Origin of the sequence: Clostridium mediterraneense (assembly GCF_900091705.1) — a bacterium.
Classification (GTDB): Bacteria; Bacillota; Clostridia; order Clostridiales; family Clostridiaceae; genus Sarcina; species Sarcina mediterraneense.
The window spans coordinates 2078960-2102763 of the sequence record NZ_LT594785.1 but is presented as its reverse complement, the minus strand read 5'-3'; the positions used below and the strand labels follow the sequence as shown (position 1 = coordinate 2102763).

The following is a 23804-nucleotide window of genomic DNA, read 5'->3' as shown; positions in this document are numbered from 1 at the left end:
ACTATGAAACTTATAGATGGAATAGCTATTTCTGCAAGAGATATCAGTAGAAGAAAACTTAGAAGTATTTTAACTATTGTTGCTATTGCTGTTGGATGTATGCTTTTAGTTTCTATGCAAGGACTTGGAGATACTATAACTCATACAGCAACAAAATTTGTAGAGAGTTTTGGTAATTTAAATCAGGTTATGGTACTTCCAAGTAAATATGATAAGAATAAGATTACCACTAGTGTAGGAAGTGATCAGCCAAGTATGCTACCTTATACAGCTAATAAGCAGTTAAATCCTAAGGAAGAGGATAATTCAAAACCTATATATAATTCAACACTTGCTGAATTTGCAAAAATTAAGAATGTTGAAAGTTTAAGTGCATATAATGCAGCTAGAGTTTCTGAAATTAAAATACAAGGTGTAGAAAAGACAGGTTCTAATGCAGTTATTTTAGGTTATGTAGAAAATTATAAATATGATGGGCAGGCTGGAACAATAGTTGCAGGTACTGATCTTAAGAATGATAAAGATGGTATGCTTATAGATGAATCATATTTAAATGATTTAGGAATTAAAGAATATAAAGGTATTATAGGCAAAACAATTACTTTAACAGTTGAAATGCCGAGTATGCCAGGAATGCCAGCTAGAAAGCCTTTAGTTATAGAAGGAAAAATAGAAGGGGTTTATAAAAAATTAAATTCATATTATCCAGGAAATATAATAACATTTGATAATGTAACAAGAAAGATACAAGCTTATTATGAAGGTAAAAATCCAGATGATATTAAACTAAGTTATTCTATGGTTACATTAGATACTAATAATCAAAAAGTAATTCCAGGTATCATGACAGAAGTAAATAATAATTTAGGATATTCAACATTTAGTTTAGGTGAAGTTGTTGGAATAGCAAGTATATTTACAGGATTCATAAGAGGAATTTTAGATTTAGCAGCGATAATAGTAATAGCTGTTGCAAGTATAGGTCTTATTAATACAATGACAATGACCGTTCAAGAAAAGAAAAAGTGGATTGGTATTATGAGATCACTTGGTGGAACAAAAGGTAATATAAGAGTAATATTCTTAGTACAATCACTTATATTAGGAGTATTTGGTGGAATACTTGGTGGTATTCTAGCAATTATAAGTATATTTGGAGTAAATCAATATTTAGCTTATATAGGAAAGTCTTTTGTAATACAGCTTACAGCTGGTAATGTTATTTTTGGATTTGTAGTATCAGCATTAGTAGCTTTAATTGCAGGAATAGTTCCTTCAGGCAGAGCTGCAAAACTTGATGTAGTTGAAACTATAAATGAAGAATAATATAAATAAAGAATAAAATGTAAGAAAATTGTTAATAATATGCTAGGGAAAAGAACTATAATTTATTCTAAATAGGTTATAGTTCTTTTTATAAAATATATATAATAAACATTAAAATTATTTATTAATTTTAATACAAAAGCTATCTTAATTTAAAAATACATTAGATAAAAGGAGTTAAAAACTATGGATAATAAGAGAAAAGAAGATGAGAATTTATATGGAGAAAGAGTAGGGGATAATAGTAGAAGACCATTTTATAAAACAATATGGTTTTGGGTATTATTTGTGCTTGCTATAGCTGGTATTGTTGGTGGAAGCATGTATGCAAATAAGATAAATAGTGATATTGTTAACAATAAACCTGCAACTAAACAAGGGCAACAAGTAACAGATCAAGAACAACAACAAACAGCACAGCAATCAGTACAACAAGGAGCTCAGCAAACACCTCAACAAATAGTTAGAAGTTCAACTGTTGTTATAAATGGGAATGAAAGTGATGTGTCAGGAGTAAATAATTCTGATGCAAAGCCTGTAACATTAAATTCAGGAACTTATTATGTTGGAAAACAAATAAATCAAGGAATATATATTACAGAAGCCGATTCATCAGGTAAAGTAGAGCTTTATAATTCAAAGGGAAATAAAGTTTTTGAAGAAACAATAAAAGAAGATGGAAATTCAGTACCTAATAAATCAGTAATAATTTTAAAAGATGGAGATAAGTTAGTTATTTCAGGAATGAATAAGCTTAGCTTTACACCTTATAAAAGACAATATAGAGATGTATTAAATCAAGGAATTTGGCAAGTTGGTGAAAATGTTAAACCAGGTAACTATATGATTGAAATACCAAGTGGAGTTGGAGTTATCTCAGTAAGTGATGCTATGGGAATGCCTATATTCAATGAACTTGTTAATAATTCAGTTAGTCAAAGTGTAAAAATATCACTTGTTAAAGGTGATAATATAAACATTATGGGATTAAGTGGAGTAAAATTAGTTCCTTTAGATAATACTACAGTTCAAAATAATAATTCAAAATAAAAAAGTAGAGTATCCTTAGAGAAAGTTTTTTCTTTGAGGATACTCTTTTTAATTTAAAGTAGTATAGGCTTACTTTGTTTATTTTTTCTTGATAAAAATAAACGAAATTTTAATTATTATAACTTATAGATATAAAATATTTTAATAAATTTAAAAAATAGTAAAATTAGGGATGAGTATTAATGAGTTTGATTTAAAAGCAGAGGATATAGTTAAATAAAACTTAATTTAATAAATAACTAATAGTTAAAAAATAAAAAAAGTTATTCAAAGTTGATTTTCTACAATACAAAATTAAATTTTATTTAGGGGGATTTTATGTTTAAAATGAAATTAAATATTGATGAATTAAAAGAGGATGAAAGGAATTTTAGAAACAATTTATTTAAGGATATAAATCCTAAGATTGCAATAAAGGAATTATTAAAGTTAAGAGTAGAATTAGATTATGAAAAGCTAATAAATGATGAAGAACTTTTTATATTAAAAGATATGATAGATAAATGTAAATTACAAGATAGAGAAAGAGATTATGAAAAACATGAATTAGCACTTTTACTAGAATTACTTTTACAAGTATATAGAATTTATTATAAAGATACAAAGCAAAGTTTAATATATTTAAAAGAAGCTTTAGATGAGGTTAGATATACAGAGAAAGAGAAAGTTAAGTTTAGTAAACCAACTGACGGAGACTTTGAATTAGGAAGAATAGGGACACTTTTACGTCTTAAGTTTTTAATGAAAGATTTAGAAGATGATTATTTTCCAGTAACAAATGATATGACGTTACTTGATAAGAAGCAAGAACCAAAAGTGATTTTAAGAAAGACAAGTATTAAAAAGTTTATTTATACATTTATAACTTCTGTCGAAGCTGATATAAATATGGGACTTAATTATAGAAAAATAGATAGAAATTATATCTACATGTATTATGCATTGTATAGATATATTAATGAAGCTGAAAATAGGGATGAACTAAAAAAACATATATTAAATAATGCTTATGAATTAGTATCTAAATCATATACAAGTTATGGATGGAATATGAACTTTATGGATTTAGCTTATGTTTATCCTGAAGTTTTTGAAGGTTTTATAGAAAATGAGTATAAATTACAAAAAACTACCTTGCCATTAATTAATTTTTCAAGAGTTGAAGCTATAGATGGATTTAATGAGGATGAGGAAAGTATTTTAAAACAGTTCCAGAAAGAAAAGAATACTATTTTAGTTCCTAAACCTAAAAAGCTTAAGATGTTAAATGATTTTAGAGAAGATTTAATGGCTATTTCACATAATTCTAAAGTGTTAATAAAAGGTTTTGAGGAAGAGCTTAAAACTTATCCAGATGATTTAAGTTATAGGGAAGAAGAAAGTAAGTTAAACTTATTAGAAGAATTATGTGATAATTATAATAAGAGTTTTTGGAGCTCTATTAAAATTTATGGAGATGAATGTGGCTTAGAATATTTAGAAAGGTATACTGATCTTATAGAGATATATGAAGAGTTAATTGAAATATTAGAGGACAAGCCGATTATAGGTTTAGGAAAAGCTTGTTATAATCTAGCACTTTGTTATGAATATGCTAAGAATAATAATTTAGCTAAAGAATATTTTAAAAAAGCGGCTTTATATTTACCAGGAGCTTTACCTGAAATGTATGAGGAGCAACCAGTAAATGATATAGATAATAGTTCTATAAATTATATTAGAAATGCTTATGCTAATTTTAAAATAGGAAATTTAGATGGGTTTTATAATGCAGAAATTGATGATACTTTTATAGAAGATAATGAAGAAATCATAGAAGAGTTAGACTTAAATGAGTTTGATTATACAACTGTATATAATGTTACTATAAAGGAGTTTATAAATTTAACTAAATTAATTATAAAAGTTGAAGAAGCTAAAGGATTAGGAGTAAAAGAAAATAAAATACTTCTTAATATAATAAAAGAACTTTGGGAATATAAGCAAATAAAAGATGAACTGAAAAGAGATAAAATAAAGAAAAATATAGACAAACTATATAATTTAATATCAAATCATTTTACTTATATAGAATATTATCCATTATGCTTAAGTTTATATAATTCTATTGAAAGTATATAGGATGTAGAAGAGTATTAAAGATAGTTTAAATAAAAAGAAGTATATCCTAATTAAGATATACTTCTTTTTTCTAATACTATTATATAGAATTACCTGAAGTTGCTGCTGGGGTAGGTACTGCTACATAAGTATTGTTATTTGATGTAGCTTGAGCTGGTGTTGTAGTAGTATTTGTACTTGTATTTGTAGTAGATACTGCATTTTGTGCTGGAGTAGATGTATTTGTATTAGTAGCTTGAACTGGTGTTACAACTGTACCTCCATTTGGCTTAAATAAATTTATATTATTATTCATGTATTTATTTACAGTATGATAAGCTGATTGTAATGTTTTTAATAATTTGCTTAATTTATCACTATTACAATTTGATGATAGAGCTTCTGTGTTATATGTAATTACTGCTTGTACATAGTTATTATTTAAAATTGAAAGATTATTTAAAAAATCTTCTTCTGATGCTTGAGAACTTGCATCTAATTTACTACTGAAACTGTCAAAATTTTGTCTTAAAGCTAATACAGCATTTTGTGAATCAGGATAAATATTAACTACGCTATTATTAGACATTGATAAGTATAAATTTTCATTAAATCTAAATAAGTTGTTTATTAAAGCAAGTTGTTTGTTTTTATAATTATCTATTTCTGCTTGAGGTGTAACAGTAGCTTGTTTTACAGGCTGTGCAGGAGTATTTGCTGGAACTTTTGGTTTAGCTGGGCTAAATATTAAGCTTAAGCAAAAGTATATGAGATATAAGATAATAGATATAATTATTATCGCTCTAATAAATTTAAATAAGTTAAACTTCTTTTTTTTATTAGTAGTCTTTTTGACTGTTTTTTTTCTTTGGTTAGTAGTGTTTCCCATATATAAAGTTTTCTCCTATAAAATTTTATCGTTTAATCAATTATATACTTTTATAATGATTTGTTCTATAAAAACATATATATTTAAAATATAAATCAAGCTTTTAGATTTATATTAATAAATAGATAGGTAAATAGTCTATAAATTACTAAATTTAAAATTCAAGATAAAGTAAATAATTGATTATTTTGTTTAGTATATAAAAAGACTATATCAAGTATATTTGATATAGCCTTTTTTATATTAAGCTTTCTTTTTAGTATCTTTTAAGATAAATATTGCAAGTAATAAAGCGATAACTGTTGCAGCAGTTGACACTACAAATGTAGTATTAACTCCGTGAATTAAAGCAAGTTGAGGTGTTCTAGCTCCAGAATTCTTAGCAGCTTCAGTCATTACTGTAATAAGTATTGATGTTCCAAGTGAACCAGCAATTTGTCTTAATGTACTATTAATAGCAGCACCATGAGAAATTTGTGGTCCTTTAAGTGCATTAAGAGTGATTGTGATTGATGGCATCATAAAGATTGAGATACCAAGTAATCTAAATGCAAATATACCTGATACTAGATATATTGAAGTTGTTGCTGTTAAGAACATAAATGCTCCAGTACCTATAGTTAAAAGTGCAAGTCCTGTTATTGCAAGAACTCTTCCTCCAACTATATCAAATAACTTACCTGTAATTGGGCTCATTATAGCCATTAATAATGCACCTGGCATTAAGATAAGACCTGAATCAAATGCTGAGTAACCTCTAGCTTCTTGGATATACATTGGAACTATAAGTTCTGATGATATAAATCCTGCAAAAGCAATCATTATTATTATTGTTGCAAAAGTATAAGTATTATTTTTGAATACTCTTAAATCAAGTAATGGAGTTTCTAATCTTAATTGTCTTATTGTAAAGAAGATAAGAGCAATAACTCCAACTATAAGTGGAAGTAATACGTCAGTAAAGTTAGTCCAACCATCATTACCACCGTTACTAAATCCAAGTAATAATCCACCAAATGCAAGTGCAGATAAGATTACTGATATTACATCAAGTGAAACTTTCTTATGTTCTTTTACATTTTGTAATGCAAAGAATGCGATTAATAAATCAAGTATTGCTACTGGTAGTACTATATAGAAAATATCTCTCCAAGGATGAGATTGAATTATCCATCCTGAAAGTGTAGGTCCTATAGCAGGGGCAAATGAAATAACAACTCCAAGTATACCCATTACAAAACCTCTTTTTTCTTGAGGGAAGATACTCATAAATACTGTTTGAATTAGTGGAAGTATAATACCTGCTCCGATAGCTTGGATAACTCTAGCTGATAATAATACTCCAAAGTTTGGAGCGATAGCTCCTAAAAATGTTCCCACTGTAAAGAATCCCATTGAAATAAAGAATATTGCTCTAGTTGAAAATCTTTCTATAAGGAAAGCTGTCATTGGGATCATGATTCCTGTTGTTAGCATAAACGCTGTTGTTAACCATTGTGCTGTTGGAGCACTAATATGTAATTCTTTCATAATAGATGGAAGCGCTGTTGTAAGTGATGTTTCATTTAAAAATGAAATAAATGCTCCAAATAAAAGAATTCCAGCAACAAGAGGCGCGTTTAATGGCTTAGCTTGTTTTGAACTAGCTGAATTTGTCATTTGTTAATCATCCTTTCTAAATTTTTTTAATTTAATGTAAAGTGTTTTTAGATAACATAGGTTATCTTTAAGAATTTCTATATCAGATAAGTAAAGTATAAGAGCATCTATTAAGAAATCACGTCTATCTTGTGATTTCATCTCTGAATCAATAATATCTATAGAGCTTAATAAACTTTCTTTATCAGATATTGAGTGATCTTTTTCGATTTTAGTTTTTATTTTTAACATTTCTTGTTCCCATTCAAATTTAAAGAAATCTTCTTTAGATTTAAAGGTTTTATCGAAATTAAAATTAAAGTTCATGTTTTCTATTGTATTTAACGGAATTATTACATCTTCTTTAGAATGAAATTCTATTATTGAAGTTATTGATTTAACAATAAATTTTGAAACTTTTCTTAAATCAGATATTAAGATTTCGTTCTTTAATAAAGTAATTAAAAATGAGGTTATCATTCCTCTAAAGGTTGCTGTAAGATCCCAAATCATTGGTAATACTTTATCACCGTAAGTTTCAAGAATAAGTGATTTGAAACAATTAAGAATAAAAATTCTATTTCGAGCTAATGCAGCTTCAACTTCTTTATCATTTATAATTGGAACGTTTTGAGTAATTACAACCATAAAGTCCTTATTTTTAAAGAAATACTTAAATAATATATAAACTTTTTTTTCAAACTTTTTAAGTGAGTCTAAGTTATCTTCGAACTCAAGTGTATTGATAGTCTTGAAAATCTTATAATTAAAATATTTTACAAGTTCAACTAAAAGATCTTCTTTTGATTTAAAAAATTTATATATAGTTGCTTTAGAAATTCCGCAGTCATTAGCTATATCTTGAACAGAGGTTGAATAAAAGCCTTTTTGTGAAAATTGATGCACAGCAGTTTGTAATATTTCTTCCTTTTTTACAGATATAGTTTCCATAGATAAACTCCTTTTTATGTATTAAAACCATGTGGTTTTTATAAAAACTAATTAGTATGATATAGGGATTATAATATGAATAAAATATTAAGTCAATTAACTAAAAATTAATAAAATGAAGTTTTATTAACAAATGGATTCATAAATTAAAATAAATATATATAAGTAGAGAGTTTATTTTTAGATTTATATTAAAAATAGAAAAAATTATAAAAATAATTAAAAATATAAATATATATTTTTAAATTTAATAAAAATGCTATCTTTTAAAACTTTATGTAAAACAAACTGATTTTATTTAAAAAACTTGAAGCAATTTGGCATAGTTTATTAGTTTAAGTGAATACATTTATATAAAAGGAGGGATTATATATGGATTTTAAGGAATTTATTAAAAATGATAGAGATAGCCGTAACAAGCAAAAATTTGAAGGAACATTTTTAGATTATTTAGAACTTGTTAAAAATAATCCTGATATAACAAAGTTATCACATAAAAGAATTTATGATCTAATAATGGAGCAAGGAGTTAATGTTTTAAAACCAGAAGAAAACACTAAAATAAAGAAAATTTACGGCAATGAGAAAATAAAAAAATACAATTTCTTTAAAGAGGATTTTTATGGAATAGATAAAGTAATAATGAAAATTATGAATTACTTCTATTCAGCATCTATGAAAGGGGAAGAGGCTAGACAAGTTTTATATCTAGTAGGACCAGTAGGTGCAGGTAAATCATCTTTAGTTGAAGCAATTAAAAATTTATTAGAATCAGCACCACCTATTTATTGTATAAAAGGATGCCCTATGCATGAAGAACCTATGCACTTAATTCCTAAGCACTTAAGAAAACAATTTGAAGAAAGTTTAGGAGTTCAAATTGAAGGTGATTTATGCCCAGTATGTAAGCACAGGCTTTTAAATGAATATAATGGGGAATATGAAAATGTACCAGTAGAAACTAAACATTTTTCAATTCGTTCAAGAAAAGGAATAGGAGTAGTTCCACCAGTTGACCCTAATAACCAAGATACTTCTATATTAATTTATTAGGAATAGTACATATAAAAGAAAGGTTGTAAGTTACTTTCTTTAGAATTTATATCTTTATACATATGTGAAGTTAAATAGTTATAATATTAGATTATTTGAAAAATAGAATGCTATTTATGTAGATTTTAGAGTTTTACTTAGTTTGTTGAAATATGAGAATAACATTAAGTTTGGTATAATATAAGAAAATAAAGATATAGAATTTTATTATCTATATTGTATGATGAAACTTTTATATCTTTATTTTTTATAAGGTATAAATAATATTTTGATTTTAATTGAGTGTTAGATAGTATTATTAATTTACAAAATACAGGTGTAATGATAAAAGAGAATAGTATTTTTTATTTAAAATAGAAAATAAAGAATAGAGGTGAAGTGTTGCTAGATAGTTACAAGGAGTTTTTATACCTTATAATATTTTAGTAACTAAGTAATGGTTAAAGAAAAGTTTTGTTGTAAAAAATGTGAAAGTAGGCTTTATGCTAAGGAAGTTCCTATTTTTAAATTATTATCAAATGAACAGTTAGAAGAAGTTATAAAGATTAGAAAGCATATTCATCTAAAAAAATCAGAAAATTTATTTTTAGAAGGGGAAGAGTTATCTAAGCTTTTTATTATAAGTGAAGGGGCAATTAAAATTTTTAAAAATACATCGGATGGTAAAGAGAAAATTATAAATGTATTGTCTGTTGGTGACTTTTTTGGAGAAACTAATATATTAGGAACAAAAAAAGCTAGTAATATTTCTGCTACAGCAATTAAGGATACAGAAATTTGCACTATATCTAAGAGTGACTTAGAGGAATTAATAAAAAGGAATCCATCTATAGCCTTAAGTTTATTAGAAGGCTTAAGTGAAAGACTTGAAAAGTTTCAGAATTTAAGTATAAATTTATCTGATAGTAAGCCAGAAAAAAGGATTGCATGTATGCTTATAGAGTTTATAGATAAATATTCCTTTTATGAAAATCAAGAATTAGTTGTTGAATTGCCATTGAAGAGAGAAGAAATGGCTAATTATTGTGGAATAGCTAGAGAAACATTAAGTAGAAAGTTATCTAGTTTTGAAAAAAGGGGAATATTAAAGTTAGGAACTAAAAAAATTATAATATTAGAAAAGAATTTATTAGAAGATTTGATTTTATAAAGTTGTAGAAATACAACTTTTTTTATTTAGTGAGTTAAATCACATTTTTTTAAATTTATGGGTGATATCATAAAAGTATAAATAAGAAATAAGTTGTGCTTATAATTATTTAAAAATAAAAAGTGTATGTTAGGAGCGAGGATTATGAAAATAAATTTAAATCAAATAGAAGAAAAAAAGATAGCGTTAACTAAGAATGATAGTTTTAGAGTTATGTATTTTGAATTTGAAGCAGGAAAGGGACTTCCAAATCATAGTCATAATGGAAATGCAATGATACAAGTACTTGAAGGAATAATTGACTTCAATTTTGTAGGAGATGAACAAGTTGTGTTAGAACAAGGTGAAATATTACCTTTTGATGCTAGAAGAGTGCATAATATAATAGCTAGAGAAAAGAGTAGAGTAATGGTTACTATAGGAGCACTATAATATAAGTAATATCTTTTTAAGAAATAAGTAGTTCAAGCAAATATTAAATCTTATAAATATAAAAAGTAATTTTTTATATTAAGATAACATAGTTATATATAGATAGAAATATCAAGGAGAAATTTCATTGATATCGTTGATGGACAAACAGGTATTAGAATATATAACTGAAGACGAATATATAAATGAACGAAAGCTTTTAAAAGATGGAGAAAATAAAGTATTATATTGTGATGATAAAGTAAGAATTAGAATAATTAATTTTAAAGAAAATATATATACCGTAATTACTGAATATGGAGATAAACCTATAGATGAAGTAGTTAAGAATATGATAACAGTACAAGCATAAAATTTTATTATGCTTGTATTTTTTATATCTAAATATTGAATAATATCTATCGAGGTGAAAAGGAATATGAAGAGGGTAGCAACTTTTAGTAGGGTTAGTACTTTTGATCAACATACTAGCATAGAAAATCAGGAAAAAGTATTTGAGCAATGGTTTAAAAATAATAAAGACTGCATTCATTATAAAGCCTATGTTGATGAGGGCATTAGTGGGGCTAAAGCTTATAAGAGAATAGAGTGGAATAGAATGATAAAAGATGGTTTACAAAATAAATTTGATATATTAGTATGTAAGTCATTTAGTAGATTTGGGAGAAATCAAAGAGAAACTTTAGATGCTATAAATAAGCTTAGAATAAAGCATATTAGAATAATATTTTTAGAGGATGGACTGGATTCGGAGAAGGATTTTGCAAATTTTGGTTTAATGGCATGGCTTGCAGAAAAAGAGGCAAATGCAACTTCTGAAAGAATAAAAATGATTTGGGATAGTTTTAATGTTCAAGGTAAAATCCATACACCAAAACCTCCTTATGGATATTATTACGATAAGAAGGCAAAAAATTATTTTGTAGATAAAGAGGAAGCAAATATAGTTAAAGATATATTTAATTTATATTTAGAAGGATATGGTTATAACAGTATTTGTAATATTCTTATTGATAGAGGAGTTAAAACAAAAAGAGGGGGAAGATGGCAAGGAAACACAATTGCTAAGATACTTATAAATGAATTTTACTTAGGCACATTGGTACAAGGTAAAACTAGAACGATTGATGCAACAGTAAAAGAAAATAGAAAGATTGATCCTAGTGAGTGGTACAGACATGAAAATAATCATGAAGCAATAATAGATAGAGAAATTTTTGAAAAAGTAAGTAAATTGATAAAAGAGAGAAGTAAAAGAGCTAAAAATAGTTATATGAAAGTAGGAAGTAGAAATTCAAATAAAGCATTATTTAGTAACTTATTAATATGCGGTGAATGTGGGGCTAAAATGTATAGAAAAAGGAGAAAAAAAGAGAAATATATAAGTAGTTATAATTGTTTACTTTATGAAAGACAGGGAACTAAATCAGGACATAGTAGTAATAGATATATTGAAGATAATATTAAAGCTTTATTGAAGATAGAATTAGATGATTTAAGCCAAGAAAATTTTAAAAAATTACAAGGTATTAAATATAAAAGGAAAAGTGATGTAGAGCAATTAAAGTTAGAACTAAATAGCATAGAACGAAGTATAGAGAAGCAAGTACATTTAGCTAATAGCTTATTAATAAATTACTCTAGTGGGCTTATAGAGCAAGAACTATATAGTTTGCAAAATGAAAATATAAATAAGTCTCTTAAAAATCTTCTAGATAAAAAAGAAAAAATAAAAAATAAAATAGCTCTTGAAGATAATAAAGTTGAAGAAAAAACTATTTTTAGTGGTATAGAAGCTATATTAAATACTTCTATAGAAGAGTGGACAAATGCTATGTTAAAAGAAGTAATAGAAGATATAATATTAAAAATTGATGGAACAATTAGAATAAAGCTTAAGTATTCTAATTAGAACCTTTTAAGTAAGTTAAGCAACTTCTATACTTAATGGTTCTATTGATATTTCTAAAATGGATATTTACTCAGAAGATGACCCAAGAATTTTCTCTTTAAATGGTGCTTTTAATGTTGGTAATAGAGGACTTGTTGAGTTTATAGAAGTATTTAAGAATGATGTTGAATATCTTCACACTGTAATTACAGCTACACAAGAAAAATCTATACCATCTCCAGGTAAAGGTTCAATGATATATTTTGATGGACTTATTATTGCTCACTCAAATGAAGCAGAATGGAATAAGTTTAAGTCAGATCACACTAATGAAGCCATTTTAGATAGAATAGTTAAGGTCGAAGTACCATATTGTTTAGAATTATCAGAAGAAAAGAAAATCTATGAAAAGATAATTAATAAATCTAATTTTAATGCACATATTGCACCTCATTCTATAGAGATAGCAGCTATGTTTGCAGTATTATCTAGATTAATGCCATCAATGAAAGTTGACCCTATGACAAAATTAAAACTATATAATGGTGAAGATATTGTAGAAAAGGGCTCAACTAAGAAAATTGATGTTATGGAGCTTAAAGAAGAAGCAGGGCCTGTTGAGGGAATGAAAGGTATATCAACAAGATTTATTATAAAAGCAATAGATAATGCTCTTTCAAATTCAGATTATAATTGTATAAATCCTTTAAGCATAATGGAAAGTATAATTAAATCAATTAAGGATTGTGATATTTCTCAAGATGATAAGAAGAAATATTTGGGTTTTGTTCAAGATACTATTAGAAAAGAATATAATAAAATTTTAGAAAAAGAAATTACTAAGGCATTTATACACTCATTTAAGGAACAAGCAGAAAGCTTATTTAACAATTATTTAGATAATGCAGAAGCTTATACTAATAGAAATAAAATAAAAGATTTTTCAACTGGTGAAGAATTAAATCCAGATGAAGAATTTATGAGAAGTATAGAAGAACAAATAGGAATTTCAGAAGTTTCAGCAAAAGGATTTAGAGCAGATGTAACATCATATATGTTCTATGTTGTTAGAAGTGGTGGAAAAATTGATTATAAATCTTATGAACCATTAAAGGAAGCTATAGAAAAGAAATTAACAGCTTCTGTTAAAGACCTTTCAAGAATTATTACTAAATCTAGAGTTAGAGATAAAGAACAGGATGCAAAATACAATGCTATGGTAGCTGAGATGGAGAAGAATGGATACTGTCCTCATTGCTGTGATGTTATATTAAAATATGCTGCTAATAATCTATGGAAGGATTAAATAAATGGCTATTTTTAGAGATCAATTAGATAATCAAGTTGAACATGATAGAGCTATTGAGGATAGAAGAAGGCATAGACAATTAGTAGATAAATCAATAAAAGAAAATTTAGGAGATATTCTTTCAGAAGAAAGTATTATAGGAGAAACTAAGAATAAAAAATTTAAAATACCTATAAGGGGAATAAAAGAATATCAATTTGTATTTGGAAATAATAATGGCGGCGTTGCAACTGGAACTGGTAATGAAAAGAAAGGTGATAAGATTGGTTCAACTGGAAAACAAAAAGGAAAAGGTTCAGGTGGAGCTGGAAATGAAGAAGGAAAAGATATTTATGAAACAGAGATAACTCTTGAAGAACTTATGGATTATATAGTTGAAGATCTTGATTTACCTAATTTGGATAGAAAAAAATATTCAGAGATTATAGTACAAAGTACAGGCAGAAGAAGAGGTTATCAAAGGCATGGAATAAGACCAAGACTTGCTAAAAAGAAAACTGTTATGTCAAAGCTTTCAAGAAAGCAAGGTAAAAAAAGAGCTTTAAAAGAGGCTGGAATCGATGAAGAAATTGAGAGATTTCCATTTAGAGAAGATGATTTAAGATATTATAGGGTTACACAAAAACCTAAAAAAGAAAGTAATGCTGTTATGATTTTTATAATGGATGTTTCTGGATCAATGGATAGTAGTAAAAAATATCTTGCTAGATCATTTTTCTTTGTTTTATCTAGATTCTTAAGAAGAAAATATAATAATCTAGCTTTTGAATTTATTTCTCATACTACAACAGCTAAGATTGTTAATGAATATGAATTTTTCCATAAAGGAGAATCTGGTGGAACTTATATTTCTTCTGGATTAAATACTGCTTTAAAATTAATACAAGAAAAATATAATCCGAATATGTGGAATATATATCCTTTTTATGCGTCAGATGGTGATAATTGGAGTGAAGATAATGAAAAAGCTTTAAAAGCTATAAATGATCTTTGTGATGTTTCAAATTTATGTGGATATGCAGAACTTTTACCATCAACATATTCAACAACAATGTATTATCGATTTAATAAAGAAATAGATAAAAAAAATTTTGTATCTGTTATAGTTAAAGATAAAAAAGACTTATGGACAGCTTTAAAAGAGATGTTATCCAAAGAATTGAATGAGGATGACTAGAGGAGGTGTAAAAACCTATGGATTATTTATTAAGTGATTTAGAAGATTGGAATAAAAAAATTGAAAAAATAGTTGAAGAAGTAGGGCTTGATTGTTATCCTCAAGAATTTGAAGTTATTGGATATAATGATATGTTAGCTTATGAAGCTTATGTAGGAATGCCATCAAAATATCCTCACTGGAGTTATGGTAAAGCTTATGAAAAAAATAAAACATTATATTCTTTTAACATGACAGGACTGCCTTATGAAATGGTTATAAATTCTGATCCGAGTCTTGCTTATCTTATGAGAGAAAATACTTTATTACTTCAAATATTAACTATGGCCCATGTTTATGGTCATAATGATTTTTTCAAAAATAATAGATTATTTAGAGATGGGACAAGAGCAGATAAAACTATAGAAATGTTTAAATTAGATGCAGATATAATAAGAGGATATATAAATGATCCTAGTATTGGATATAGTGAAGTAGAAAGAGTTATTGATGCAGCACATTCTATAAGATATCAGGTTCCAAGAGTAATTGGAGTAAAGAAAGTTTCAGAAGAAAAGATTAAGCAAGGGATGCTTGATGATTATGCAAAAAAAAGAGAACAAAGAAGTATTTTAGATCAATATGAGGAAATAGAAATGCCTGATATTAATAAAATACCTCTTGAGCCAGATGATGATTTAATACAATTTATCATAAAGTATGGTGATTTAGAAGATTGGGAAAGAAATATTCTTAGTATAGTTAGAAGAGAAAGTATGTATTTTATACCTCAGATAGAAACAAAGATTATGAATGAAGGTTGGGCAAGTTTTTGGCATTACAATATTCTTAAGAAATTGAATTTAGATGATGGCTTATATCTTGAATTTATAAAAAGACACAATGATGTTATAGCTCCAAATCCATATAGTCTTAATCCATATTATATAGGCTTTAAAGTTCTTCAAGATATAGATAAGAGATATGGAAGAGAAAAGCTATTTGAGGTCAGAGAGCTTGAAAGAGATAATTCATTTCTCAGAAAATATTTAACTCAAGAATTATGTGAAGAGTTAGGTTTATTTAAATATGGTAAAAAAGGCTTAGATATAGTTGTTGATGAAGTATCTGATGAGAATGGCTGGAGAAAAATACGAGATACTATTGCTACAGAATGTGGAGTTGGTTCTATTCCATATATAAGAGTTAAGGAAATGGATAGAAAAGATTTTTCATTGAATTTAGAGCATGTATTTGATGGAAGAGAATTAGAAGCTTCTTATACAAAAAGGACATTAAAGCATATATATGAACTTTGGAAGAGAAAAGTGACTTTAACTACTAAAAATAAGGATGGTTCTGAAGTTGTTTATATATGTGAGGAAAAGTAGAAGAATAAGATTGAGTATATTTAAATATAAATAATTAATGCAGGGAGTTTAAGTTTATAAATTTAAACTCCTTTAAATTAGAGAAAAGAAGGTGAGTGCTTAATGGGGATAGATAAAAGAGATGTTCTTAATTCAAAGATTCTATTTGAAGAATATTTTAGAGAGGTAAATAACCTTGTAGAAGTTCTCTCAAAATACATAAATTCATATAGGCTTCTAATTGGTGGTGCTGGTGAATTAAATAGCATTGCATTAGCTAGAAAAGGTGATGTTAAGGATGCACTTAAAAGAGTTAATGAATTGGGAAAACTTATAGATTGTTTAATAAAAACTCTAGATGGAGTTCAATGTTGCTATATAGAATATCTAAAACTTAAGAGTACTCTTATAGAAATTCAAACTACTAAGGATATAATATTAACTGAAATAGATCAAGACCTTTTATTTAATAATAATAAAAGATTTGATTGTGATGATGGGCATGGTAGAGGAAAAGGTTTTGATGGGAAAGATTTTAAAGATAAAGGTGGAGAAAAGAAAAAATAAGACCTCTAAATTAAAATTAGCGGTCTTATTTTTATTATAATTTTTTCAATTTTATATTGCTAACCATTAAATAAGATAAAATTACCATAAATATTAGTGGTAGGTAGATATTTGTAAATCTTTCACCTGCTAGTAAAGCATATATAGCAAGTATACAACCAGCAATAGTTATAGGAACTCCTCTAAAATTACCATCAAATTCTGCAGTGTTATATCTAGCTAGTCTGAAAGCACCACAAATCGGATAAAGTAAAAGTAGGGCATAGCCTAGTATTCCTAAAGGACCTAAAGTATCAAATTTATATAGTATGAATATTAATAGTGCTGGTGCAACTCCAAATGATACAAGATCTGCAAGTGAATCAAGTTCTTTTCCAAGGTCACTAGTAACTTGTAGGTATCTAGCTATTCTACCATCATATCGATCAACTAATGCTGCTATTATTATTAACAACGCTGATATAAAAAATTTTCCCTTAAAAGTTGCAAGTAAGGATAGTACTCCACATCCTAGGTTTATAAAAGTAAATATATTAGGTATACAACTTTTTTTCATAAAAATTATCACTCCTAGTTTTAAAAACATAGTCTAATTTAAGGCCTATATAAATAATTATTTAATAGAAGCATTAAACATACGTTTATTTTTTACATCTTATATTAAAAAATAGTTAAACTATGTAATTTAATAACTTAAATTATATCAGTAAGAATATGATGTGTAAAGTCGACAAGGCCTAAAATAAGTGATATAATCTAGTTTATTAAGAAAATGTAAAAGATTTTAAATTAAAGAAGTAATACGAAGTAGTGATATCAAAAGTGGAGGGAAAGAGTTGAAAAAGGTAAAGTTTATTTATAACCCTTATTCAGGAGAAAATGCTATATTAGCTCATTTGGATATAGTTATAAAAATGCATCAACAAAAGAATTTAAATGTTGAACCATTTAGAATAGAAAAAGGTGAGGGTGTAGAAAAGGCTCTAGAAGATATTGACGAAACATATGAATATATACTCATAGCTGGTGGTGATGGAACAGTTGATTCTGTTGTTAACGCTATGAAAAAGAGGAATATTGATCTCCCAATAGGAATCTTACCAGTAGGAACAGCTAATGATTTTGCTAAATTCCTTAATTTATCACCTGATATTAAACAAAATCTAAAGAAGATATTAAATTCAAAACCAAAGGATATTGACCTTGGAAAAGTTAATGACAAATATTTTGTTAATGTATTATCAACAGGTTTATTTACCGATGTATCACAAAAAACAGATGTAAACTTAAAAAATACAATAGGAAAGCTTGCATATTATTTAAAAGGTATAGAGCAACTTCCAAGTTTTAGAAAATTATCAGTTAGTATAACAGCTAAAGAGAAAAAAGAAGAAGATTTAAAGATGTATCTTATGCTTGTTTTCAATGGACAAACAGCAGGTAATTTTAAATTGGCTACAGAAGCAGTTGCTAATGATGGTTTATTAGATGTAATAGTTTTTAAGGCTGTAAGTATTCATGAATTAATACATATTTTCTTTAAGGTATTAAGAGGTGAAATATTAAATGATCCTAGAGTTGAATATTTCCAAACAGATAGAATACTAATAGAATCTAATGAGGATATAGTTACAGATATTGATGGTGAAAAAGGACCGGATTTTCCTTTAGATGTTAGATGTATTAAAGGTGGTCTTAAGGTTTTAGGAATAAAATAAGATTTTACTTAATAATTATAAGTAACAACAGTTTAGGAGTGATGGATATGTTAAGTACATTTTCCTACTATATATTATTGTTACTTATAATTATTTTTTATTTATTATTGTTTTTTATTAATTTAAAAAAAACACCAAAGAAGATAAAACCAGCTATGGGGATATTTATTTTTCTTGCTGCTTTAAAAAATATATTTTTATTATTTATGGTATTTACAAGTTTAAAAATAAGTATAGAAGTTGCTAAGATAATTGGATTTTTAGATTTACTTTATATACCGGCTATAATAATTATTTTATTTTATATTTTTTGGAGAACAGATAAGGTGAAATTTAATAAAATAAATATAATTCTTGGAGTAATGACATCAACTTACTTTGGTATAATGCTTATTTTAAAAGCTAAGTTTAATATAAGATGGGAATTTGGTTATGTAATCGAAATGGGAAATAATTATATCTTTAAAGCGATTTACTTAATAATATTTTTAGCTTTATTAATATCAGTAGTCTTATTTAAATTTAATGAAACTACAAATATTTTAGGTATGAATATTTTATTAGGCCTTATTTCAGTTTTAATATTAGAAAATTTAGCTTATATTTTAGGTTTAAGATATTTTCCATATTGTTTATTTAGTGAATTATTTTTAATTGGAATTACTTTCTATGGTTTTAGGACTTTTAAGTCTTAAAACTTTTTTTATATTTAATTGAAAATCTTTATTTATTGCAATTTAATTGCGATTAATATATTATAATTAATGTAATGTACAGATTTATGTACAATTACATATAATATGATTAATAAGTGAAGAACTAAAGGTGGTGAGTCTAAATGGAGGGTGTCCCTCAGAGTTATCGAAGAAAATTAAATAATAAACAAATAAGATGTATGAGGGAGCTTGAAGTTTAGCTTATAAATTCCTCATGCGTCTTAAGCGTGAGGAGGACTTTTATTATGAATAGATTAAGTTTTTTTCTTTATAGTTCAATTTTAAATAAAAAAATTTATGACGAGTTTAATGAAGTTATGGGGGTTCTTAAAGATGTTTATGTAACAACTGAAAATGGATTTCCAAAAGTAATTGGTTATAAAGTTAAAGTTGATGAAGGGATTTTAAGCTGTGAGTTTAAAAGAATAGATTTCTATCAAAATGAGTCTGGAAAAGTGAGAATACAAGTTAGTGGAAGTAGAGAAATACTTCCTAGAAACTATAGTCATTTATTAACTAAAGATATTTTAGATAAAAAGATAGTAGACGTTAATGGTAGAAAAGTTGTTAGAGTAGAAGATTTAAGACTTGCAGAATTTGCTGGTGGATATAGAGTAATAGCTATTGAGACTGGTAAATATGTTAGATATAGAAGAAAAGGTCTTGAAGGTTTAGGCAGATTTTTAGGTGGTATATTTAAAAAGGACTTTGAAGAAAGAGCAGTTATGTGGGAAGATGTTGAATCTTTAGAAGTTGAAAAAAATAATCTTCAAGTTGCAGCGCCATATAAAAGAATACATCAGCTTCATCCAGCAGATATAGCTGATATCTTAGAAGAAGTTGATGAGCAGCAAAGAAAAAGTATTTTTGAAAGTTTAAGTGAAGATTTAGCAGCCGATACTTTAGAAGAAGTAGAGCCAGAAGTTCAAGTTAGTATTATTAAAGAACTTTCAGATCTAGAAACAGCTGAACTTTTTGAAAATATCCCTAATGATGAAATTGCAGATATCTTAGATGAGTTAGATCAAGAGCAAAGAGAAAAGGTATTAGCTAACTTAGAAAGTGAAGATGCTAAAGAAGTTGAAGAATTACTTTCTTATAGTGATGAAAGTATAGGAAGTATAATGAATAAGGACTTTATATCTTTAAATATTACAGATATTACAGTTGGTGAAACTTTAGATCTACTAAGAGAGTCTAAGCCAGAAGAAGAAGTAATGTATTATATTTATATTACTGATGAAGAAAATAGACTAGAAGGAGTAGTAAGTTTTGCTGATTTAATTTTAAATAAGAATGAATGTAAGCTTAAGGATATAATGAAAGAAAATCCTATATCTATAAATTATACAGATGATATTTCAATTGCAGCGGAGATTTTATCTAAATATAATCTTGTTTCAGTACCAGTAATTGATGAAGAAGAAAAAATCAAAGGAATAGTGCTTATGTCAGATATAGTTGATGAATTCTTTGAGCCTTTACTTAAGAAAAATAGGTAGAAAATTGTTATAAAAAAACAGTTGCAAAACTGAGTTGTTAGAATATAATTATAATATAAGAAATTACAGAGAATAGAATAAATGCTATGATAAAGTAGAGTACCATAAATGATAGGATACAGAGATAAAGGGATGCTGAGAGCCTTTAACCTTAGTTTTTGAGAAGTGCACTTTGGAGCATATATCTGAAATAGAAGTAGGATTTTACGGAATTCAACCGTTATAATGATAGAGTATAAATATGTACTTGAAAAGATGAAGCACAGTTATTATGTGTTTAATTAGAGTGGGACCGCGGTGAAAAATCGTCTCTAAATGAAAATTTAGAGGCGATTTTTTTATACACTTTTTTAGGAAATATTTATTTAATTTTATATATGTAATTTCTAAAATGTAGTTTAGTTAAAAGATAGGAGGAGAAGTAATGAAATATAATAATGCATTAGAATTAATAGGGGGGACACCTATTGTAAAAATTAACTCGATAAATGATAAAAATGGGGCAAATGTTTATGTAAAATTAGAAAGGTTTAATGCTACAGGTAGTATTAAAGATAGAGCAGCTCTTGGAATGATAGAAAAAGCGGAAAGGGAGGGTACTTTAAAAAAAGGTGATGTTATTGTTGAACCAACAAGTGGAAATACAGGAATATCTGTTGCTATGATTGGTAAGTTAAAAGGTTATAAAGTAGTTATAGTCATGCCAGAGAGTATGAGTAAAGAAAGAAGAGAAATTATAAAAGCTTATGGGGCTGAGCTTATATTAACTGATGCTTCTAAAGGAATGAAGGGCGCAATTGAAAAAGCTACAGAGCTTGTAAATAAAAAAGGATATTTTATGCCACAACAATTTAATAATGTAGGAAATAGAGATAAGCACTATGAAACTACAGCAGAAGAAATAATTAAAGATATACCAGATGTTGCAGCAGTTGTAGTTGGTGTTGGAACAGGTGGAACAATTAGTGGCATAGGAAGAAAATTAAAAGAATTTAATAAAGATATAAAAATAATTGCAGTAGAACCAGAAGCATCAGCAGTTCTTTCTGGAGAAAATCCTGGTCCTCATAAAATACAAGGAATTGGAGCAGGATTTGTACCACAAATATACGATTCTAAAGTTGTAGATAAAATTGTTAAGGTTAGTAATGAAGATGCTTTCACTATAGCAAAATCATATGCACAGGAAGAAGGAGTTCTTGTAGGAATCTCATCAGGAGCTGTAATTTTAGCTGCATTAGATTTAGCTAAAGAATTACCAAAAGATAAAAATATAGTTGCTATATCAGCTGATGGTGGAGAAAAATATTTCTCTACAGGATTATATGAATAAAAATGGGGGATAAAGTTGTTTAGAAATATAAAAAGTGATATAAATAGTGTATTAAAAAATGATCCTGCTGCTAGATCCAAATTAGAAGTTTTTCTTTTATATCCTAGTATTCATGTATTAATTTTTTATAGAGTTGCTAATAAATTTTATAAGAGAAAGTTATTTTTTATGGCAAGACTTATATCACAGCTAGCAAGGTTTTTAACAGGAATAGAAATTCATCCAGGAGCAACTATAGGTAAGGGATTGTTTATAGATCATGGTATGGGAGTAGTTATTGGGGAAACAGCTGAAGTTGGTGATAATGTAGTTATTTATCATGGAGTAACTTTAGGTGGAACAGGTAAAGATAAAGGAAAAAGACATCCAACTATAGAGGATAATGTTATAATTGGTTGTGGAGCTAAAGTTTTAGGTCCAATTAGAATAGGGGCTAATTCAAAAATTGGAGCTAATGCTGTAGTCTTAAGGGATATGGAAGAAAATGCTACAATTGTAGGAATACCAGCAGTGAATAAGAATAAAAAAAATAAATGTGATATTATAGAAATAGAAGATTACAAGGGGCAAAAAATTTATAATAACATGATTATTTAAAATGACAGAAAGAGAATTAGTATGGATTTAAGACAAGAAATTATAGATTATTGTAAAGAAATAGGGCTAGATACTATAGGCTTTATTAAATGTCGAAAATTTACTGAACTTTATGATTTTTTTAAAGAAAGAAAAGAAAAAGGTTTAGAAAATGAATTTGAAGAACAAGACATTGATATTAGAATAACCCCAAATCATTATATGGAAGAAGGAAAGACTATAATTTCTATAGCCTTTCCTTATCTTCATGATACTGAGTATGAAGATAATGGATTTTCACTTTATACAAGAGGGGAAGATTATCATAATGTAGTACATAAATACTTAAAACAAGTTTGTGAATTTATAGAAAGTAAAGGTGGAAAAGCTTTAGCATTTACAGATAGTAATACATTGCCTGAAAGATATATAGCTTATATAAGTGGTGTTGGATTTATAGGTAAAAATAATATGTTAATAACCAAAAAATATGGATCATATGTATTTTTAGGTGAAATAATAACTGATTTAGATATTGCAGGTGAAGATGTTAGAACTGCAGATGAAATTCAACAGTTTAAAGAATGTGGAGAATGTGAAATTTGTTATAATGAATGTCCAACTAAATCTATAAATAGAGTGAGAAAAAATTGTAATATATGTATGTCATATATTACTCAGAAAAAAGAAATTAATAAAGTATTTATTAAGAAGATGGATGGAAGAATTTTTGGCTGTGATAGTTGTCAATTAGAATGTCCTTATAATAGAGATAAAGAATATTCAAAAATTGAAGAATTTAAGCCAAAGGATTTTATGAGAAATGTTACTACAGAAGATATGATAAGTATAGATAATGCAAATTTTAAGAAAACTTTTAAGCAAACATCTTGTGGATGGAGAGGTAAAAATATTATTATTAGAAATGCAATGATAAAAAGACATTTAGTAGAAAAAGAAAATATAAAAGATGTAAAATCAAATTCAGAGTATATTAATGACTACAAAAATAGACTTTTAGACATTGATAAATTATAATATTTTATAAGTTATGTCATAATAGAAAGGGAGATTAAA

20 protein-coding genes, 2 pseudogenes and 1 other annotated feature are annotated in these 23804 nt (G+C 26.7%); of the genes and pseudogenes, 18 read left to right on the top strand and 4 right to left on the bottom strand.

Features of this window, described 5'->3' with window-relative positions:
- The first annotated feature begins 3 nt into the window (after positions 1-3).
- The 3 genes from BN8917_RS11755 to BN8917_RS11745 all read left to right on the top strand — a co-directional run bounded on the left by BN8917_RS11755 (position 4) and on the right by BN8917_RS11745 (position 4497).
- Positions 4-1326 (top strand): ABC transporter permease, encoded by a 1323-nt coding sequence (locus BN8917_RS11755; protein ID WP_066874639.1) that lies wholly within the window; start codon positions 4-6, stop codon positions 1324-1326.
- A 186-nt stretch (positions 1327-1512) separates the two neighbouring features.
- Positions 1513-2376, top strand: coding sequence for a hypothetical protein (locus BN8917_RS11750; protein ID WP_066874637.1), 864 nt, complete (start codon positions 1513-1515; stop codon positions 2374-2376).
- Between the two features lie 318 nt (positions 2377-2694).
- Positions 2695-4497, top strand: a complete 1803-nt coding sequence (locus tag BN8917_RS11745; protein WP_066874635.1) for an SEL1-like repeat protein — start codon at positions 2695-2697, stop codon at positions 4495-4497.
- 79 nt (positions 4498-4576) lie between these two features.
- Here BN8917_RS11745 and BN8917_RS11740 read toward each other — a convergent pair whose 3' ends face one another.
- The 3 genes from BN8917_RS11740 to BN8917_RS11730 all read right to left on the bottom strand — a co-directional run bounded on the left by BN8917_RS11740 (position 4577) and on the right by BN8917_RS11730 (position 7954).
- The gene (locus tag BN8917_RS11740; protein ID WP_066874632.1) at positions 4577-5365 is read right to left on the bottom strand and encodes a hypothetical protein; all 789 of its coding nucleotides are present in this window, start codon (positions 5363-5365) and stop codon (positions 4577-4579) included.
- Between the two features lie 243 nt (positions 5366-5608).
- A complete protein-coding gene (locus BN8917_RS11735) occupies positions 5609-7024 on the bottom strand; it encodes a DHA2 family efflux MFS transporter permease subunit (RefSeq protein ID WP_066874629.1) in 1416 nt (471 codons plus the stop codon).
- Positions 7025-7027: 3 nt separating this feature from the next.
- Positions 7028-7954 (bottom strand): TetR/AcrR family transcriptional regulator, encoded by a 927-nt coding sequence (locus tag BN8917_RS11730; RefSeq protein WP_066874627.1) that lies wholly within the window; start codon positions 7952-7954, stop codon positions 7028-7030.
- A gap of 372 nt (positions 7955-8326) precedes the next feature.
- Here BN8917_RS11730 and BN8917_RS11725 point away from each other — a divergent pair.
- From BN8917_RS11725 to BN8917_RS11685, 9 genes and pseudogenes are all read left to right on the top strand, one after another.
- A pseudogene (locus BN8917_RS11725) lies at positions 8327-8998 on the top strand (serine protein kinase); the annotation flags it as partial.
- A 445-nt stretch (positions 8999-9443) separates the two neighbouring features.
- Complete coding sequence (locus BN8917_RS11720; protein WP_066874625.1) at positions 9444-10157, top strand: Crp/Fnr family transcriptional regulator; 714 nt, start codon at positions 9444-9446, stop codon at positions 10155-10157.
- A 144-nt stretch (positions 10158-10301) separates the two neighbouring features.
- Entirely contained in the window at positions 10302-10589 is a 288-nt protein-coding gene (locus tag BN8917_RS11715; protein ID WP_066874623.1) for a cupin domain-containing protein, read from the top strand.
- Between the two features lie 139 nt (positions 10590-10728).
- Positions 10729-10941: a hypothetical protein gene (locus BN8917_RS11710; protein ID WP_066874622.1), complete on the top strand. Its 213-nt coding sequence runs from the start codon at positions 10729-10731 to the stop codon at positions 10939-10941.
- Positions 10942-11007: 66 nt separating this feature from the next.
- The gene (locus BN8917_RS11705; protein WP_066874620.1) at positions 11008-12501 is read left to right on the top strand and encodes a recombinase family protein; all 1494 of its coding nucleotides are present in this window, start codon (positions 11008-11010) and stop codon (positions 12499-12501) included.
- A 22-nt stretch (positions 12502-12523) separates the two neighbouring features.
- Positions 12524-13786, top strand: a pseudogene (locus BN8917_RS11700) (serine protein kinase); the annotation flags it as partial.
- Positions 13787-13790: 4 nt separating this feature from the next.
- On the top strand, positions 13791-14966 hold the full coding sequence (gene yhbH / locus BN8917_RS11695) for a sporulation protein YhbH (protein WP_066874618.1): 1176 nt from the start codon (positions 13791-13793) through the stop codon (positions 14964-14966).
- A gap of 17 nt (positions 14967-14983) precedes the next feature.
- Entirely contained in the window at positions 14984-16336 is a 1353-nt protein-coding gene (locus tag BN8917_RS11690; RefSeq protein ID WP_066874616.1) for a SpoVR family protein, read from the top strand.
- A gap of 102 nt (positions 16337-16438) precedes the next feature.
- On the top strand, positions 16439-16882 hold the full coding sequence (locus BN8917_RS11685; RefSeq protein ID WP_066874614.1) for a hypothetical protein: 444 nt from the start codon (positions 16439-16441) through the stop codon (positions 16880-16882).
- Positions 16883-16916: 34 nt separating this feature from the next.
- Here the strand turns inward: BN8917_RS11685 and pssA are convergent, their stop codons facing one another.
- Complete coding sequence (gene pssA / locus BN8917_RS11680; protein WP_066874612.1) at positions 16917-17438, bottom strand: CDP-diacylglycerol--serine O-phosphatidyltransferase; 522 nt, start codon at positions 17436-17438, stop codon at positions 16917-16919.
- A 280-nt stretch (positions 17439-17718) separates the two neighbouring features.
- Between pssA and BN8917_RS11675 the strand changes: the two genes are divergently transcribed.
- From BN8917_RS11675 to queG, 6 genes are all read left to right on the top strand, one after another.
- The gene (locus BN8917_RS11675; protein WP_066874610.1) at positions 17719-18600 is read left to right on the top strand and encodes a YegS/Rv2252/BmrU family lipid kinase; all 882 of its coding nucleotides are present in this window, start codon (positions 17719-17721) and stop codon (positions 18598-18600) included.
- A gap of 47 nt (positions 18601-18647) precedes the next feature.
- Positions 18648-19295: a hypothetical protein gene (locus BN8917_RS11670; RefSeq protein ID WP_066874608.1), complete on the top strand. Its 648-nt coding sequence runs from the start codon at positions 18648-18650 to the stop codon at positions 19293-19295.
- Between the two features lie 266 nt (positions 19296-19561).
- Positions 19562-20818, top strand: a complete 1257-nt coding sequence (locus tag BN8917_RS11665; RefSeq protein WP_066874606.1) for a magnesium transporter — start codon at positions 19562-19564, stop codon at positions 20816-20818.
- A gap of 77 nt (positions 20819-20895) precedes the next feature.
- Positions 20896-21134, top strand: a binding site (T-box leader).
- A 108-nt stretch (positions 21135-21242) separates the two neighbouring features.
- Positions 21243-22151 carry a cysteine synthase A gene (cysK, locus tag BN8917_RS11660; RefSeq protein ID WP_066874604.1) on the top strand — a complete coding sequence of 303 codons (909 nt, stop codon included), beginning with the start codon at positions 21243-21245 and terminating at the stop codon, positions 22149-22151.
- 15 nt (positions 22152-22166) lie between these two features.
- Positions 22167-22748, top strand: coding sequence for a serine O-acetyltransferase EpsC (gene epsC, locus BN8917_RS11655; RefSeq protein WP_066874602.1), 582 nt, complete (start codon positions 22167-22169; stop codon positions 22746-22748).
- A gap of 21 nt (positions 22749-22769) precedes the next feature.
- Positions 22770-23765, top strand: coding sequence for a tRNA epoxyqueuosine(34) reductase QueG (gene queG / locus BN8917_RS11650; RefSeq protein ID WP_066874600.1), 996 nt, complete (start codon positions 22770-22772; stop codon positions 23763-23765).
- Positions 23766-23804 lie beyond the last annotated feature (39 nt).

Bases quoted from the DNA above. Each gene is read 5' to 3' on its own strand.
- BN8917_RS11755 (WP_066874639.1), top strand. From the start codon at position 4: ATGAAACTTATAGATGGAATAGCTATTTCTGCAAGAGATATCAGTAGA.
- BN8917_RS11750 (WP_066874637.1), top strand. From the start codon at position 1,513: ATGGATAATAAGAGAAAAGAAGATGAGAATTTATATGGAGAAAGAGTA.
- BN8917_RS11745 (WP_066874635.1), top strand. From the start codon at position 2,695: ATGTTTAAAATGAAATTAAATATTGATGAATTAAAAGAGGATGAAAGG.
- BN8917_RS11740 (WP_066874632.1), bottom strand. From the start codon at position 5,365: ATGGGAAACACTACTAACCAAAGAAAAAAAACAGTCAAAAAGACTACT.
- BN8917_RS11735 (WP_066874629.1), bottom strand. From the start codon at position 7,024: ATGACAAATTCAGCTAGTTCAAAACAAGCTAAGCCATTAAACGCGCCT.
- BN8917_RS11730 (WP_066874627.1), bottom strand. From the start codon at position 7,954: ATGGAAACTATATCTGTAAAAAAGGAAGAAATATTACAAACTGCTGTG.
- BN8917_RS11720 (WP_066874625.1), top strand. From the start codon at position 9,444: ATGGTTAAAGAAAAGTTTTGTTGTAAAAAATGTGAAAGTAGGCTTTAT.
- BN8917_RS11715 (WP_066874623.1), top strand. From the start codon at position 10,302: ATGAAAATAAATTTAAATCAAATAGAAGAAAAAAAGATAGCGTTAACT.
- BN8917_RS11710 (WP_066874622.1), top strand. From the start codon at position 10,729: ATGGACAAACAGGTATTAGAATATATAACTGAAGACGAATATATAAAT.
- BN8917_RS11705 (WP_066874620.1), top strand. From the start codon at position 11,008: ATGAAGAGGGTAGCAACTTTTAGTAGGGTTAGTACTTTTGATCAACAT.
- yhbH (WP_066874618.1), top strand. From the start codon at position 13,791: ATGGCTATTTTTAGAGATCAATTAGATAATCAAGTTGAACATGATAGA.
- BN8917_RS11690 (WP_066874616.1), top strand. From the start codon at position 14,984: ATGGATTATTTATTAAGTGATTTAGAAGATTGGAATAAAAAAATTGAA.
- BN8917_RS11685 (WP_066874614.1), top strand. From the start codon at position 16,439: ATGGGGATAGATAAAAGAGATGTTCTTAATTCAAAGATTCTATTTGAA.
- pssA (WP_066874612.1), bottom strand. From the start codon at position 17,438: ATGAAAAAAAGTTGTATACCTAATATATTTACTTTTATAAACCTAGGA.
- BN8917_RS11670 (WP_066874608.1), top strand. From the start codon at position 18,648: ATGTTAAGTACATTTTCCTACTATATATTATTGTTACTTATAATTATT.
- BN8917_RS11665 (WP_066874606.1), top strand. From the start codon at position 19,562: ATGAATAGATTAAGTTTTTTTCTTTATAGTTCAATTTTAAATAAAAAA.
- cysK (WP_066874604.1), top strand. From the start codon at position 21,243: ATGAAATATAATAATGCATTAGAATTAATAGGGGGGACACCTATTGTA.
- queG (WP_066874600.1), top strand. From the start codon at position 22,770: ATGGATTTAAGACAAGAAATTATAGATTATTGTAAAGAAATAGGGCTA.